The 17135-nt window shown below is 30.9% G+C and carries 13 protein-coding genes, 2 tRNA genes, 1 rRNA gene and 1 other annotated feature; all 16 genes read right to left on the bottom strand.

Translation table 11 applies throughout. From position 1 onward, the window contains the following. Positions 1-53: 53 nt before the first annotated feature. The 16 genes from orr to rrf all read right to left on the bottom strand — a co-directional run bounded on the left by orr (position 54) and on the right by rrf (position 16936). Positions 54-1145, bottom strand: a complete 1092-nt coding sequence (gene orr, locus AB8U03_RS15160; RefSeq protein WP_369705404.1) for an ornithine racemase Orr — start codon at positions 1143-1145, stop codon at positions 54-56. A 29-nt stretch (positions 1146-1174) separates the two neighbouring features. After that, the gene (locus AB8U03_RS15155) at positions 1175-2548 is read right to left on the bottom strand and encodes a GlmL-related ornithine degradation protein (protein WP_369705403.1); all 1374 of its coding nucleotides are present in this window, start codon (positions 2546-2548) and stop codon (positions 1175-1177) included. Positions 2549-2617: 69 nt separating this feature from the next. Beyond that, positions 2618-4822, bottom strand: coding sequence for a D-ornithine 4,5-aminomutase subunit OraE (oraE, locus tag AB8U03_RS15150; RefSeq protein ID WP_369705402.1), 2205 nt, complete (start codon positions 4820-4822; stop codon positions 2618-2620). After that, positions 4819-5187, bottom strand: a complete 369-nt coding sequence (locus AB8U03_RS15145; protein ID WP_369705401.1) for an ornithine aminomutase subunit alpha — start codon at positions 5185-5187, stop codon at positions 4819-4821. Before AB8U03_RS15145 ends, oraE begins: the two co-directional genes overlap by 4 nt. Before the next feature lie 12 nt (positions 5188-5199). Further along, entirely contained in the window at positions 5200-6612 is a 1413-nt protein-coding gene (gene ortB, locus AB8U03_RS15140) for a 2-amino-4-oxopentanoate thiolase subunit OrtB (protein ID WP_369705400.1), read from the bottom strand. 38 nt (positions 6613-6650) lie between these two features. Further along, positions 6651-6938 carry a 2-amino-4-oxopentanoate thiolase subunit OrtA gene (ortA, locus tag AB8U03_RS15135; protein ID WP_369705399.1) on the bottom strand — a complete coding sequence of 96 codons (288 nt, stop codon included), beginning with the start codon at positions 6936-6938 and terminating at the stop codon, positions 6651-6653. A 454-nt stretch (positions 6939-7392) separates the two neighbouring features. Beyond that, the gene (locus AB8U03_RS15130; protein ID WP_369705398.1) at positions 7393-8790 is read right to left on the bottom strand and encodes a sigma-54 interaction domain-containing protein; all 1398 of its coding nucleotides are present in this window, start codon (positions 8788-8790) and stop codon (positions 7393-7395) included. A gap of 281 nt (positions 8791-9071) precedes the next feature. Further along, positions 9072-10352, bottom strand: coding sequence for a serine--tRNA ligase (gene serS, locus AB8U03_RS15125; RefSeq protein WP_369705397.1), 1281 nt, complete (start codon positions 10350-10352; stop codon positions 9072-9074). 60 nt (positions 10353-10412) lie between these two features. Next, positions 10413-10614, bottom strand: a binding site (T-box leader). A 116-nt stretch (positions 10615-10730) separates the two neighbouring features. Further along, on the bottom strand, positions 10731-11096 hold the full coding sequence (locus AB8U03_RS15120) for a DUF1667 domain-containing protein (protein ID WP_369705396.1): 366 nt from the start codon (positions 11094-11096) through the stop codon (positions 10731-10733). Between the two features lie 18 nt (positions 11097-11114). Next, positions 11115-12506 carry an NAD(P)/FAD-dependent oxidoreductase gene (locus AB8U03_RS15115; protein ID WP_369705395.1) on the bottom strand — a complete coding sequence of 464 codons (1392 nt, stop codon included), beginning with the start codon at positions 12504-12506 and terminating at the stop codon, positions 11115-11117. Between the two features lie 58 nt (positions 12507-12564). Beyond that, positions 12565-15279 carry a UPF0182 family protein gene (locus tag AB8U03_RS15110; RefSeq protein ID WP_369705394.1) on the bottom strand — a complete coding sequence of 905 codons (2715 nt, stop codon included), beginning with the start codon at positions 15277-15279 and terminating at the stop codon, positions 12565-12567. A gap of 105 nt (positions 15280-15384) precedes the next feature. Next, positions 15385-15900, bottom strand: a complete 516-nt coding sequence (locus AB8U03_RS15105) for a transcription repressor NadR (protein WP_369705393.1) — start codon at positions 15898-15900, stop codon at positions 15385-15387. A 131-nt stretch (positions 15901-16031) separates the two neighbouring features. Then, positions 16032-16532: an HD domain-containing protein gene (locus AB8U03_RS15100; protein WP_369705392.1), complete on the bottom strand. Its 501-nt coding sequence runs from the start codon at positions 16530-16532 to the stop codon at positions 16032-16034. A 124-nt stretch (positions 16533-16656) separates the two neighbouring features. Continuing rightward, positions 16657-16732: transfer RNA gene (locus AB8U03_RS15095), tRNA-Ala, on the bottom strand. 3 nt (positions 16733-16735) lie between these two features. Further along, positions 16736-16812 (bottom strand) — tRNA-Ile (locus AB8U03_RS15090). 7 nt (positions 16813-16819) lie between these two features. Next, positions 16820-16936 (bottom strand): 5S ribosomal RNA (rrf, locus tag AB8U03_RS15085). Positions 16937-17135 lie beyond the last annotated feature (199 nt).

The following is a 17135-nucleotide window of genomic DNA, read 5'->3' as shown; positions in this document are numbered from 1 at the left end:
TTTAACAGTCTTACTTTAATAATATTTAAAAAATATCATATACTCTGCTATAATTAAGAACTTAAGCAAATAAAATCTTCGGAATAATATTTACTAACATAAGGTGAAGTCATTGCCGCAAGAATACATCCATAATCCATTTTAAAATCAACTATATCCCCCACCTTAAGTGAATTTTCACTTTCTGTAATATCCAAAATCAAATGATCGCTGCTGGCACCAAAAATACTTATATTTTTATCTAAAGGAGTAAGTCCATCCACTTTCATATCTTGCCTGCCAACTGCTACAATAGCCCTTTTCCTTATTCCTTTATTTTGAAATTTAGGTTTTTTCCCAAAAGCATCTACGCCTATTTTTCCTATAGGAACAGTAGGTTTCTCTTTTATCTCTATAATCTCACCTTTAAGTATAAAAGCATCATCGTAGCAATTAGCTATATGCCTTCCAAAAGAAGTCTCCCTACCTAATACTATGCCTTCTCCAATCCTCAATTGATTAATTCCCTCTGGTATTGTACCATCCATAACCATATAAAGGCTACTGGAATTTCCTCCTGAAATTATGGGAAGATCCATATCAAAAACTTTCATGATATTTTTCTTTAATTCCACAAGTTTTCCTAAATTATTTTCATCTGGAATTACCCCCCCATAGCAGGTAACATTAGTTCCTAAACCAACTAATCTTATATTTTCGAATTTTACTATTTCTTTCACAGTATCAATTACATTTTTTACAAGCACCCCTTCTCTTAGATCACCTAAATCCACCATCAAGATAATATTATGAATTATATTTAACATTTTAGCTGTTCTTGATAGTTCTTTGATTACATCCAACTCCGAATTTAAGCTTATATCGCTGTATCTCACCACTTCATAAGATTGGCTTTTCATAGATATTCTAAGCAACATTTTTTTGCAATTTATACTTTTCATTTTTTGTAAATTTAATATTCTGGAGTCGCCAATCTTCTTAATTCCCGAATTCAAAATTGCCTGCACTATAGGTATTTCTGCACAAAATACCTTTGTTATCCCGATAACATCTATACCCCTTTTATTACATATAGATAAAATTTCTTTTGCATTATGAGTTATTTTCCATAGCTTCACTTCCACACAAGGGTATTCTTTCTTCATAAAAATTATCTCCTTTTTAATTGCTATATTTAATAAAAATTTGCTTTTGTATCCTCATCTATCGCCAAACTTTGTTTTAAGAGTGCTGCCGCTGCTTCTTTATTATCTCTACTCAATACTCCTGCACATGCCATAATATACTCTCTATCTATTAATACTTTTGTTTTTTTCCCCGGCATCATAGTCATATCATTTTTTAAATATCTAATGTCTAAAAGAATTTTTTCCCCTTCAGGAAGTCTGGTAAGTGCTCCTCCTGTGCCTATTATATATTTAACCTGTGAAAGATCTTTTCCATATGCTACAAAACCACTTTCCCCTCCATACTTTCTTTTAATAGTCCCTACATGTCTATTTATTGCAACCTCTACAGCCTTTTTAGTCAATATGCAACTAGATTTTATATCTTCTTTTCCTAAAGGGATTGGTTTTATATGACTTGATATATATTCTTTTTCTAATTTTCCTAGATCCCTTATATCCAGCAAATTTATTATATTTTTACTATTTATATATACACCGATATCCCCCTCAACAGTTCTTTTAGCTTTTGGTTCGGGATTTACAAGCATATCTAAAACTACTGAACTTCCTTCTGTAACAGAATGGACATCCGTAGTGGCGCCTCCTACATCTAAAACTACTAAATCTCCTATTATATCATAGAGAATCATAGAGCTTTCCATAACTGCACCTGGAGTAGGCATTATGCTTCCATCTACAATATCCTTTATTCTATTCATTCCTGGTGCTTTTATAATATTTTTTTCAAAAGCCTGCTGTATAATTTTTCTTGCCGGTTCTACATTCAATTCATCCACCCTTGGATAAACATTATCAATAATATACAACTGCTGACCTTTAAATATTTGTTTTATCTCTTCCCTATTTTCAATATTCCCACAATAAACTACAGGCCTATTAAATCTTTCAGAACTTATAAGTTCTGCATTATACAGGGCCGTCTCCCTTTCACCGTAATCTATGCCTCCTGCAATCATTATCATATTGGGATTTATATCATGAATCCTCCTTAGATCAATTTTTCTCATTTTTCCAGCAGTAACCATTTTAACTATACCGCCAGCACCTAATGCAGCTTCTTTAGCAGCCTTTACGGTCATATGGTTCATAAGGCCATGCACTGTTATTTTCAGTCCGCCAGCAGCACTACTTGTAGCCAGCATTTTATTCCATGACAGAGATTCGCCTATTTGTACTTCAATATCTTTCACTGCATTTTTGAGGCCTATATTTACATCTCCATCCAACACAGTAGTACAACTTTTACCTTGAAAAAGCTTATCCACAAATATTTTATTATGATTATCCATTTTTATATTAAAGCCTGTAACTACAGTAGTTGTGCTGCCTATTTCGGCAATCAAATAATCTACTTTCATAAGAATCACTCCTAACCCAATTAGTACAACGCCACCAGTTACACTAATTACTAAACACTAGCAAAAATTCTACTTTTCTTCAGTTGTGTCAGCACCCATAAGCTTCTTTATTATAAATGAAGCTACATCAGTGCCACTGGATCCCCTTCCAAATCCAGCATCCATCCCATGATCCTTAGCTATATGGTCGGTTATCTGAGTTCCACCTGAAACCAATATCAATTTATTTCTTATGCCCTTTTCTACGCATAGATCATTTAATTTTTCCATATTTTTTATATGAACCTCATTATGTGTAATTATTGTACTGCACAATATAGCCTTAGAATTAGACTCTATAGCCGCCTCCACCAGCTTTTCCACAGGACAAGAAGTACCCAGATAAATTACTTCCATACCAAATTTTTCTACACCACCATGTTTAATATCTATTACCTCTCTAAGTCCAACGGAATGTTCATCCTCCCCTACAGTAGCAGCTACAACTTTTATAGGATGTTCTTTAACATAACTTCTCATAACATCCTCTGAAAGGGTTTTTCTTCTCTTAGGAAGTACCAGTTCATCCCGTTTTACCGGTTCAAAATTTGATATACCCTTTATTTCAATTAGAGTTCCTTCTGCTTTTTGTAAAATCTGCTTGTGTATAACTTCCACTTCCTTCAAATTCATTCTCTTTCCTATTTCGAGAGCAGCTGCTTCACTAATTTGTTCATTTTCCGGTAAACATAGAGTTACTTTTACATATCCATCTTTAGACCATTGAACTTCTGGAACTACAGTGCCGTCTTCCTTAACATCTTCCATTCTTTTGAACACATTATCATTCTCATCCAGTTCATCTATATATTTAATTTTTGAATGATCACATAAAGTACATTTATTTATAGCATCACATGGCTTATCATACTGCTTGGGTACATTATTATATCCAAAATGAGCACATACAGGAGCAAAATAGTCTTTTTCTCTCTTTAATATGGTCCCTACAGCATCTCCACCTTCCATTTTTCTGGCAATACCATCTCCATTTCTCTCTGGATACAATCCTGAATCAACAAAAAATCCTACATCAACAGCTTTGAAATATCCTCCGGCTTTAATTATTTCCTCCAGGAATAATACTGCTCTTTCTTTTATCTCCCTTACTTTTTTAGGAAGAGGTCCTGTTTTTTTTATTTCCACCATATCTTTCAATCCATCCATAGCTATAAAAGATTGTTTTGTAGTATTTACAGCGTGTATATTATTATAATGCCATGGAACATTTCTTCCTTCATCCGGTGTTATAGTACTTTGAATATCAACAGAGGTTAACTCTGATATTAGCAAATTTAAAGTATGAGATACCGTAGCTTCTCTTTCGCAAGATTCCACATACCTAGTATTCATTTGAGCTCTCATTTTATATTTGTCAAATAAATCCCTTAAAGCTACTGCATATGGAAGATCATACCTCATACATGGAGCAGGAGCTGAAGTAGGTGGCACAGTAGAAAGTGATATATTCTCCGACTTCATTCCAACCATTTCCGAAAACTTTGCATTTATTGCATGCTGAACCATGAGTTCAGGCATTACATTATATCCTTTCATAGCTGTTGCATTGGCATTATGAGCTCCATCTATTTGAAGCATTCCAGCCCAGGCCATTATTTTTTTTGCCACGGCAGCATCTACGAAAGATCTGAACATATTTATATTTCTATAAAGTATGTTGTATTGGGGATCTTGATGAGCCCCATTAACCCCTTCCTCTGCAAACATTACAGCTATATCAGGTCCTGCCACTCCTGATACATAGGAATGAAAATTAATCTTTCTTCCCACTTCTTCTTCTATCAAATCTATAGCTTTTCTAGTAGCTCTAACCTCTTTTCTTGTAATAGGTATTCCCCCTATACCTTCTGGAGTTCCTTCTATGAGCCCATCAATATGGCTTTGACCTGCTGTCCTAATAACCATCAGATGATCTGCTCCATGCCATGCTGCCATTCTCATTCTTCTCAAATCATCTTCAAATCTACCTGAAGCAATTTCTGTTGTAATAACAGCTTTAGGCTGAGGATCTATATTTTCAAAACTTCTTGCCGCTGGCAAGGGCTGACTTTTCTTTAAAGGCTTTGAAATTTCACGATAAATAAACTCCCCTACTTTTCCCTCTGGATAAGGTTCTCTCCAGTGCCACCCCCTCCATTTGGGTTCATATTTGTCTAAATCCTTTAAAATTTCTTCTATATTAAGTTTTTTATTTTCATCCAACTTTTCAATCATCTTTCTACACCACCTTTCATTTTTTCAATGATTAAGTCCCACCCAGTACCTCCAGCTAACTCTTCTCCAGCTTTCAGATAATCTAAATTTTTTAGCCTAGCATAAGTCAACACTACATTTCCCATACCTTTTCCAAGTAAATTCCACTTTGTCCCATATTCTACTATTGGTCTGGCTTCTAAACTTGAAAATCCCATTCTTAAAAGTACTGAACGCTCAATTGCTGGAGATGTGTGTGTGTATGATAAATCCACTAAAGGCTGTACAATCTGCTCAGTAAGACTCCAAAACCTTTCATATAATTGTGTATCACTTAAATTCTTCAAATGTTCCCTTCTTTTTTCAAAATCATCAACTCTTTTCACAATGCCCGCCCCCTATTTTATTGAAATATTATTTTCTTCTAAAATCTTGCATATTTGTCCTTTACTTTTTTTAGTCTCCTCAGCTAAAAACTCTATATCAACTTTATTTACTATATTCTCTTTTAACTTCTTTATTGAATTTTTTAAATAGGATTTTCTCAGTTGATCCATATTTTCATCCTTTACAGATACTAAATTAGGATGAGATGGAAGTACTATATTTTTTCCAGGTATCTGATCCTTGGGGTCACCCAATAAAATATGAATTCCATTTTCTTTAGCAAAATTGAGCTGGGACAATATATGTTTTCCCGCTCCTGTATATTCAGTTTCTTGAACTACAATAACGTCTTCGTCTTCATACTGTTGGGCAATAGCGAAGGCTGCTGCCAAAGAAGTGTTTCCCGCAGGTCCTCTTTCCATTCCTTCAAGCTGAGCCAATATTTCAGTCATCCAGAATACTTCTCCTTGACTTATAGTTACATATCTGTCTAAATATCTAAGCGGCCTTGCTGCACTTCTTGGCACATCGGATCTATCCGGATAAGTGGCAAAGGGTATACCAAATCCAGTATGACTTGTTGTAAATGATTTCTTATTGAAATCCACATCGGAAGCCATATGCAATCCACTAAGATCCACAGAAGCTCCTATTATTTTTGTCTCATTAGCTCCTGCCTTTATAAGTCCCCTGGCAGTTCCCGTAACATTTCCACCACCTGCATGACTTATAATTACAGCTTTCGGATCTTTCCCTAATCTCTGTCTACATTGTTCAGCTATTTCGTAACCTAAAGTTTCTATACCTGATATTCCATATGAAGAATATAAAGAAGCATTGTAATAACCAGTTTCTTCCAACAGCTTTAAAAAAACATAAAATAATTCTGGTCCCACTGTAAGTCTAACAACCTCAGAACCATATCCTTCACATTTTCTGCCTTTTTCCAATATTTCAGGCTGTCCAATTTTTCTTGAATCATAACATTCGTTGGCTATTATGCATTTAATACCTCTTATATTAGCTTGTGATGCAACAGCCGCACCATAATTACCTGATGTAGCTGCTGCCACACCCTTGTATCCTTTTTTTATAGCATTATAAACTGATATGGAAGCTCTTCTATCCTTAAAACTTCCAGATGGGTTACAGCTTTCATCTTTTACAAATATTCTAGCTGACTTTCCGGTTTTAGAGACCTTTCTTGCCAGCTTTGTTATATTTCTTAATTCCAATAATGGAGTATTTCCAACTCCAACTTCTTTCTGTATTTTTTTAATCTCTTCTAAGGAATATTCAACATCTCCCATAAGCTTTTCATAGTCAAAAGAGAGCCTTCCAGTCTCATATTTATCAAAATCAATTCCAACAGACTTAAGCATTATTTCATTTTTTCTTGCCATAAGCTCTTCATATTTATTCATAATCCACCTACCTCCTTTTATCATCAATATAAAAAATTTTATTTGATAATATCTTTTGCCTGTCTTCCTATATTTCCGATTTCACCAATATATTTTCCAAAAGAATGATAATACCCAGGCTCTACATCTACAACTTTTCCTTTAACTATTCTCCCTGCATTTGTTACAACTTCTACCTCATCATTCAATTCACAGTTACTTAAACAATTTCCTCTTATCCAGCATTTAAGGGGTGTATGTTTTGTCTCGTCCGGTATATTTTCAGCTCTATCATTTGGTAATAAAACAGTTTCTTCCACTTCAATCCACATACCTTTTTTTATCATAAATTTTCATCTCCTAGAAATTAAATCTTGAATATTTTATGATCAATATAAAGCATTTATAATGCCAAATTGAAACACCTGTATTTATGTCATTTCTATAAATACAGGTAAATCTAAATGCAAAAAAATTTGCTTACACCTAAAGTAAGATGGTAAATGTATTATAGTTGCCAATTATTACAATCTTAAAAAAAGCAAAAATATTTGCTATATAGCAAATATTTTTGCTTTTCTACTTGATATTAACTTCTAAACTTTTTTAACCAAATGATCAAAACCCTTGATTTAAATCCCCTATATTTCATCTAGTTTTAGTACTGCTATATTCCAATAATGCCAAAGGTCACACAGCTGATATAATTCTTAACGTTGGTGTTGTGAATATTTTTAGATGAGAAAATTTAAAAAGCTATATTAGAAATACCATTTATTATTTTCATTTAACATCAATATATTAAAATTGAACCCTTTTATTAATTTTATATTTTTTTATTTTATACTGTAAATTTTGTCTTGACAAATTTAATTGTTTCGAAGTTCTACTAACATTGTAGTTATTTTTTTTCAATATTTTTTTTATAATTTCTTTTTCTATGTTATAAATATGAAGTTCCAGATCAAATTTTTCCCCTTCATTGATATTTAAATTATTAATACTAGAAGATTCATTAAAAATTTTAGCATCAAAGTGATTATAAGTTAAAACCGAATCATTATCTGCCATGTTTATAGCTGATTCAATTACATTTTTAAGTTGTCTTACATTTCCAGGCCAACTATACTCCAAAAATTTTTTCATAACATCTTTATCTATCCCACATATATTTTTACCTAAAATATTATTATAATTTTTAATAAATTTTTGTACAAATAATTCTATATCCTCTTTTCTGTCTCTAAGTGGAGGAATGTTAATTTCTATTACACCCAACCTATAATAAAAATCCGATCTAAGCTTACCCTCATCTATAAGTTTTTCTGGTTTTTCATTTAATGTAGCTATTATCCTAACATCTATATTTATAGTTTTGCTGCTTCCCACTGGTCTTATACATCCCTCTTGAAGTACCCTTAGAAGTTTAGATTGAAGATAAGGCTGCATAGAGTTAATTTCATCTAACAAAATTGTTCCATAATTAGCCTCTTCAAATAATCCCTTTTTATTTTCTGCTCCAGTAAAACTTCCCTTCTCTGTTCCAAAAAGTATTCCCTCCAATAATAAATCCGGAATTGCTGCACAATTTATAGGTATAAATGGCTTATTTTTTCTCAATCCATCATAGTGAATGCTTTGTGCAACAACCTCCTTTCCACATCCTGTTTCAGCATAAATCAATACGGATGAATTTGATTCACTTGCCCTTTTAGCTTTTTCTACTACACTTTTCATAGCATTGCTATTGTAATATATATCATTAAAATTATAATGTTTTTTTATTTTTGCATCTATGTCCTGCAGCTTGCATATGCACTCAGTTAATTCTTTCAACTGTGTAAAATCTTTAGCTATTTCAATTGCTGCTATATTGCGATGATCATATACTACAGGTACTGTTGTGTTTATGGTAGTAACTTTTTTTGTATGTTGGCTTTTATAACTTTGAACCAAATTTGTAATTTTTTTGCCACTTTTTAATACCCTCATAAGTGTAGATGAATCTTCCTTAACATTTTTCAAATATTCGTTGACTTTTTTTTGTAAAACATCTTTAGGTTCAATTCCTTCTATTTTTGCCATGGATTTATTATAATATATGGTCTTTCCTCTAGAATCTACTATTTGGATTCCTTCATCTAAGTTTTCCAATAAACATTCTAATATCTCCCTTATATTTTTCAGGTCATCAACCATTTTATCACCCTCAACCTATTAGTTATTAACCTTTAGCATAATCTTAAAACTTTAATTTAGCCGATACTTATAGCTAAATTTATACTTTCTTAAAGCTGCTGGGGACTAAATAATTGAAATTAAACCATAAAGGTTTGTTCATTTTTTAGAAAAATAAAACAGTTGTTATTATATATTATAGCAAATTAAATAAAATTTGGGAAAATATAGGAAAATAAAAAACAACAACTTTTATTAAGCATTGTTACTGCTAAAAAGTTGCTGTTTGTTAATATATATAATTATTTGATAACTTCTTTTCCGCCCATGTATGGTCTCAACAATTCAGGAATTACTACGCTTCCATCTGCTTGCTGGTAATTCTCCAAAATAGCTGCAACTGTTCTTCCTATTGCTACTCCAGAACCATTTAAAGTATGCACATATTTTGGTTTGTCCTTTGGAGTTTCCTTATATTTAATATTAGCACGTCTTGCCTGAAAATCTTCAAAATTACTACAACTGGATATCTCAACGTATCTATTGTAGCTCGGCATCCAGACTTCTATATCATACTTAAGTGCTGCTGTAAATCCCAAGTCACCCTTACATATTCTAACTACTCTATAAGGAAGTTTAAGACCTTTAAGCACATCCTCAGCATCATTAGTTAACTTCTCAAGCTCTTCATAAGACTGTTCAGGTTTTGTAAATTTCACCATTTCCACCTTATTAAACTGATGTTGTCTTATAATTCCCCTTGTATCCCTTCCTGCTGAACCAGCCTCGGCTCTAAAACAAGCGCTGTATGCAACATGTTTTATTGGTAAATCCTCTCCCTTTAATACTTCATTTCTGTAAAAATTAGTTACCGGCACCTCTGCAGTTGGAATTAAGAAAAAATCATTATTAGCTACTCTAAAAGCATCTTCCTCAAATTTAGGAAGCTGCCCTGTCCCTATCATACTAGTTCTATTTACCATATAAGGAGGAAATAGTTCTTCATATCCATGTTTCTCTGTATGGAAATCCAAATAATAAGTTATTACAGCTCTTTCAAGCCTTGCTCCTAATCCTCTATAAAATGTAAACCTTGATCCTGATACTTTTCCGCCTCTTTCAAAATCAAGTATATTGAGATCCGTACCTATATCCCAGTGAGCCTTTGGCTCAAAGTCAAACTTAGTGGGCTCCGACCATCTTCTGATTTCAACATTGTCCTCATCTGTTTTTCCCTCTGGAACTGCAGGGTTTGGTATATTAGGTATCCTAAGCATTATATATTCTATTTTATCATTAACCTCCGACAACTGGACATCATACTGTTTTATCTTATCTGAAACCTCTTTCATTTCAGTTACTAAAGTATCCGCATTCCCACCATTTCTTTTTAATTTAGCTATTTCCGATGAATCCTGATTTCTTTTATTTTTTAAAGACTCTACCTCAACTAAAATTTTTCTTCTTTTTTCATCTAAAGATATTACTTTATCAATATCTGATAAATCAAAATCTTCTCCTCTGTTTGTAAGCTGTTTTTTTATCTCCTCTGGATTGTTTCTTATTTTTTTTAAATCCAACATAATTATAATCCTCCTTGGTAATATATGTAATTATATATAAAAAAAGAGCCTTTTTTATCCCAAAGGGACGAAAAGACTCCGTGTTGCCACCCTAATTAACCAATAAATACTATATTGGTTCTCTTTAAGATTATAACGGTATCACCGAACTGTCTCTAACAGTACTTCCAAGGCGGATTCACAATATCATGATATCAGCTTGCACCAACCACTGATTCTCTTAAATCATCATAAAGCTACTGACCCTTTTCATCAGCTAATTTTAATTCAATTATATATACATACTCTTCCAATGTCAATAAATTAAGTACATATCAAACTCCACAGACATATTTATTGTAACCAATACTTTGAAAATAACAAAGTAAAATCCGAAATCTATTTAGTATTTTTATCAATACTTTTAGTACAAATTATATCTACTCTTGTGTTTAAAATATTTTTACATACTATACTTCCCATTTTTATAGGAGCCCCAACGTGTATTCTGCTTAAAACCTTAGAACACTCTATCCATAAACCTTTATCTAAAGGTTTTGAACTTTTTACAGGAACTACACTATAATCGGAACCTTTTATTCTCACAACAGTAGTAAATATATCACTTTTATTATCTATTTCCAATTTTGCATATTTTATTCCCATGTCACATAAATTACCCTTAACCTCTACTGTACCTTCGTATCTATCTATATCAAGTATACACTTTTTGCTGCATTTATTACAAATAACTTCTCTAATCAATCTGTAACTCCCCCATAACTACATTTCATCAAACTCCTTTATTCTGCCTGTAATAATATTGGAGTTCTTAGAATCCTTTACTATATATATCATATCCTTATTTATTTCCCTGGAAAGAATTGATGCAATTTTGCAAAGGCATTGGGAACCCTTACAATTTCCCAATGCAGCACCTGTCCTTCTTTTTATGCCTTCTATAGTACGTGCACCTAAGGGTCTGCGTATGGCATCTATTATCTCCCCTTCTGTTATCTTCTCACAATAACATATTACCCTGCCATAGTTTTTATTTAATTTTATTATATTTTTTCTATCCTCATTAGATAAATCTCTAAACCTGTAAAATTCCCTTCGCCTATCTACAAAATCCTTTTTTAAAACACAATTTAAATTATTCACTATAGTTTCACACACTATATTTGCAATTACAGGAGTCATTGTAATCTGTCCATAATGCTTACCTGCCACTTTAATATAACCCTTATCAATTAAACTGTCATCTATAATTAAAGAATCATTATAAAACAAAGATTCATAGAATTCTTCAATGTTCTCTTCAGGTATATCCTTTATAAAACATCTAATTTTTTGTAAAGCCTTTTCATAACTTATTTTTTCACCATTTTTTATACCTATCAGCAATCCATTTTTCCTAGTAGGCATAGTATATATCTTTTCATCATCTTCCTCCACCATAGAAATTATATTTTTATAATCTCTTTCAGTGTTTTTTCCTACAAGAAAATATTTTAAATATTTTCTATCTTTATTTACTCTGTTTTCACTATCTATACTATAATTTTCTCCCGGAGTTGTATTTAGCACCATATTACAAGTAAATTTGTTCTTATTAGTTATCACCTTAAATCCCTTGGATATATTTTGTATATCCAAGACCTCTTCTCCTAATTTAAAATTAACTCCATTATCAAATGCAATTTCACCATAGGAGATTGCTAAATCATATGGTGATATAATTCCAGTATTTTTAGAATAAATAGCTTTTCTTGCATTTTCATTTAGACCTGGTTCTATTTCATGTATATCAGAAGAATTCAATAAATATATATTTTTTATTCCTCTTTTTAAAGCTCTATCATATATTCTAATTAACTTTTCTTCACTTTTTTCACTATTTGCCACAAGCAAATATCCTTTTTTTTTAAAACAAATATTAAACTTAGATGCTAAACCAGGCATAAGTCTATTACCCATAAGTTCTAATTTAGCCAATAATGTATCTTCACATTCCAATCCGTCATAAACTATAGAGGAATTTATCAGTGCTACATCATCAGCTATATCATAGTCCTTTTCAATCAGTGCTATATTTAAATTATATTTAGAAAGCTCGTAAGAAACCGCACATCCTACTATTCCTCCACCCAATATAATTACATCATAATCCATGTTAAATCTTCCTTTCAAAGTAACTAAACAGATTCCTCTATAATCTAAAACCCTATTTTTACTTACTTAACGAATCTATTATTTTACCAAGTTCATCAATGTCTTCTCCATATTTTGCCCAATCACCATTTTTTTGTGAATTTATTGCATCATCATATAAAGCTTTTGCTTTTTTTATCTGCTCACTATTATTAGAAGTTGATACCTGAGCTTGAGAGTTATCACTATTATAACTATTGACATTTTGTTTATAATTAAATATTTGCTGTAAGGCATCATCTATATCTTGAGCCAATATTATCTTATCTCCATAGGATACTATAACTCTTTTCATTTCTGGTATACTGTCCTTTCCATTGGCCCTTAAATACATAGGTTCCACATATAAAAGTGAATTATTTATAGGAACTATTATAGTATCACCAAATTGAACTGTAGAACCATCTTTATTCCAAAGTGATAGTTGTTGAGATATTGTTGTATCTTGATTTAATTTTTGTTTGAATAAATAAGGACTATATATGGTTTTCTCAGGAGGAAATTTATAAAGAATTAGTTTACCATAATTTGAGCCGTCCATCCTAGCTCCAAACAAAGCTACCATATTATCTTTATCCCTCATATTAAAATACTGTAATAATATCATTTCTTCTTTCGAAGCACCTGTAGGTTTCATAACTACATAAGGTGATTCGATTGAACTTCTTTCACCGCTAACTTGTTTTTGATTTTTAGCTACTTCCCATAAATCCTCGCCACTATAGAATACCCCAGGATCTGTTACATGATATTTTCCAAGTATATTACATTGAATATTAAATAAATCTTTTGGATATTTAAAATGCTGTGTCATATCTGATGATAATTTATTTACATTCTTAAATAACCCGGGAAATATCTTTGCGTAACTTTTAATTATAGGATCATTTTTATCCATAATATAAAAATTTGTATTTCCATTTTCAGCATCTACAACAACTTTTACAGAATTTCTTATATAATTCAAACCATTTTGAGGCTGTGAAAAAGGATATCTATCTGAAGCTGTATACCCATCTAATATCCAATAAAGTTTACCACCACTCATAACTATGTATGGATCCGATTCATAATTTAAAAAAGGTGCAATTTTCTTAACTCTATCAGTTATATCCCTATTTATTAATATTTTGCTCTCTTTAGTTATATCCCTAGATAAAAGAAAATTTATATCCTTTTGATTTATTGCAAATAAAATTCTATTAATAATACCTAACTTTATTCCCGCTGTACCTTTGTAATTATTAGTTGCATTGTCGCTTCCCTTTGGATAATCAAACTCATTTAATTTAGTATTCACAACCGCATAATCATCAGTCTTTTCCCCAAAATATATTCTAGGATCACCCAGTTTTATATCTGTAGAGTTTTGAGGCGGCATATCCTTTATAACAAAATTAGGCTGCCCTTCTGAAGTTACAGAATTTACTTTATTCATTACTATACCATAACCATGAGTATATACAAGATGTTTATTTTGCCATGTATTAGGATCTATTGCCTTACTATTTATTTCTCTAGCTCCTATAAATACCTGATTGAACTTTCCATTTATGTAGTATCTATCTATATCGATATTATTAAATTGATAGTAATACCTTATAATTTGAACTTGATTATAAAATTCAAGGGTTGGATCAAAGGAATTTATTCTTATATTATTTATGGTATCCATATTACTATTTATATCTTCTGAAGTTAAATCATTTTTTACCTGAAAAGAAGTAGAATTTATATTTTCAATATTATATGCTTTACGAGTGTAATCTATATTATATCTTATATACGGTTGCTCCAAAGTTTTTTGATTAGATTTTACAATGAAATTTTGCACTACAAAATATGATACACTTTTAGTTACGACCAAAACTGCTATTACAACTATTGAAATTATAATAAACTTAAATCTAGCTTTAATTATACTTATGAATATAACTACAGCCGCAATAATAGATGCCACTGCAATAATTTTATAAAACAATAAACTTACATGAACATCAGTATAACTCGCTCCAAATGCTACGCCATTTCCGCTGTATACGAGTCCAATACACTTTAAAATATATCCTATTGATATAAAAATCATTATAAGAGCAGCTAAAACTGCTAGTTGTTTTCCCGCAAATCTTGTAATATTACTATTTAAAATATCTATTTTACCAAAACCCTTTTTGAAACTTTTTGAAGCAAATCTGTCTTTTATATTTAATAAAAAATATGTAAAAAAAGTTATCAAACTTAAAAAAATTATCAAGCTTAAAAATGCGCTGTATAACGATTGTATAAGTGGTAATTTAAATACATAAAAAGAAACGTCCAAATTTAAAATTGGATCTTTTACATTAAAAGGTACAGAGTTCGTAAACTGTAAAATCCTATACCAATAAGTTGATGCAAATATATATGAAATTACAAACGAAATAATCAAATCAACAATTAAAACTACTCTTTTTTCAATTTTATCTTTATTACTGTTTACTTCAATAACTTTTCTATATTTTATGATACTTATCCGAAGACTTTTATAGTATAACCATATACCTATAAAGCTTATTACAAATAAAGGTAGTATAAGCTTACACATGGCTATAATTTTTGTAAAATAAACTGATAGATATCCTACTTCTTTATACCATTCTACATTGATTACAAAATTTACAATTTTATTTAAAAATAAGATACACAAGACAAGAACTAAAATTAATGTACCAAATGCCAGTCTCTTTTTTTTCACATTAATCACCTCTTTACAAATATAAATAATTTCTAAATATAGCTACTGATAAAAAACAGGAACCACATTAAATATGCAAACATCCATTGATCTTAAAATTACGATTTAATCAGAAATTATATAATTTTTTTCTTCCAAATTACTTATTATATTATGCAATATATCATAAGTATCCGCTACTATAGTATGCAAATGCACACCTCCCGTCAATATCAATAAAGGTTCAGCCTCATACTTATTTATTTTATCTACAAAATTGTCTACATCATATAAATTTTTTATCATAAGCATTCCCTTTATCTCACCATATAAAGGATGCTCTACTATAACATCTTCTATTTTTCCTCCAAATTTAACTATAGTCTTAAGTTCATCTTCTATTTCATTTGTTTTATGTGAAACAGCAATTACCTTCCTAACTAGTTTCTTTTCTATTTTGGGAATTAAATATCCGTCGGGAGTAGCTATTATACTTTTACCTTCAGCCCTTAAGATTGCTATATCTTTAACTATTATCTGTCTGGTAACACCTAATTTTTCAGCTAAAATATGGCCTTTTTGAGGTTTATCACTTTTTTCAAGAATTTCTCTAATACATATTCTTCTGTCTTCTGAGTTCATACTAACCTCCAATAACATATTTTTAAAGCAAACAATTATATTCATATTACCATTATATCATAAAAACTGGAATAACTTTATAGACAATTAAAAGAAACTACTTAAATATAATTAAAATTATCCCTTATCTCTTAATTCCTTTTATCACAATATCTAAGTATATCAAGTTCTAGATCATCAATTATTTTTTCATTATGATGATTTTCTACTAAATAAAGTAATCTATCATCCTTTTCTATTTTTCCTAATAACTTTTTCCCCAATTTAGCATGATTATAATATACATTTATCTTTTTATTTGTGGAAAACTTTTTTAACCTTCCTCTAGAAAACTTGTCTCCTAACACCACAATGGACTTATCTATTATATTTAACCTACCATATATTTTTCCTATATCATGCAAAAGTGCTCCCTTTAACAATAAATTTATATTTACCGCCTTATATTTATTATTACAAATATTTTGTACATCATAAGCCACTTTTACAGAATGTTTTTGTTCCTGTACAGACAACTTGTTAAATAGCTTTAATTCTTTTATATTTAAGATATATTTTATAAAATCAACATCATCTTTATTAATTTTAGCTATAATAGCCCAATAGAATTGCTTCATCCTATAAAATACCATTTATCTATCACCTTTCAATTCAATACATTATCCATAAATATAAATTAAGATAATATTTTATATAATAAAAGAACTACATAATAATGTAGTTCTTTTTTATGTNTGTAGTTCTTTTTTATGTTTATGGTGGAGATAAAGAGATTCGAACTCTTGACCCTCTGCGTGCAAGGCAGATGCTCTCCCAGCTGAGCTATACCCCCGTATGGTGGACCTTCAGGGACTCGAACCCCGGACCAACCGGTTATGAGCCGGTTGCTCTAACCAACTGAGCTAAAGATCCATATATTACCTGGCGATGACCTGCTCTCCCACAGGGCCTCCCCTGCAGTACCATGGGCACTGTGAAGCTTAACCTTCCTGTTCGAAATGGTAAGGGGTGTTACCTTCACGTTATTACCACCAGATATTATTATCATATAACTTTGTCAAAATAAATTGATTCATAACTAATATCATCTTAATGTTTATACACAATAATTTTTCATCACAGTTTTATATTATACTGTGCTTTTAATGAAGTGTCAATACCTTAATAAAAACTTATTATCAATTTATTTGCATATAGCTTTATTCTTCAAACTTCTATCTCTGTTCTCTGAACTT

The organism is Clostridium moutaii (assembly GCF_041205085.1).
Taxonomy (GTDB): domain Bacteria; phylum Bacillota; class Clostridia; order Clostridiales; family Clostridiaceae; genus Clostridium_B; species Clostridium_B moutaii.
This window is presented reverse-complemented; position numbering and strand designations above follow the sequence as displayed.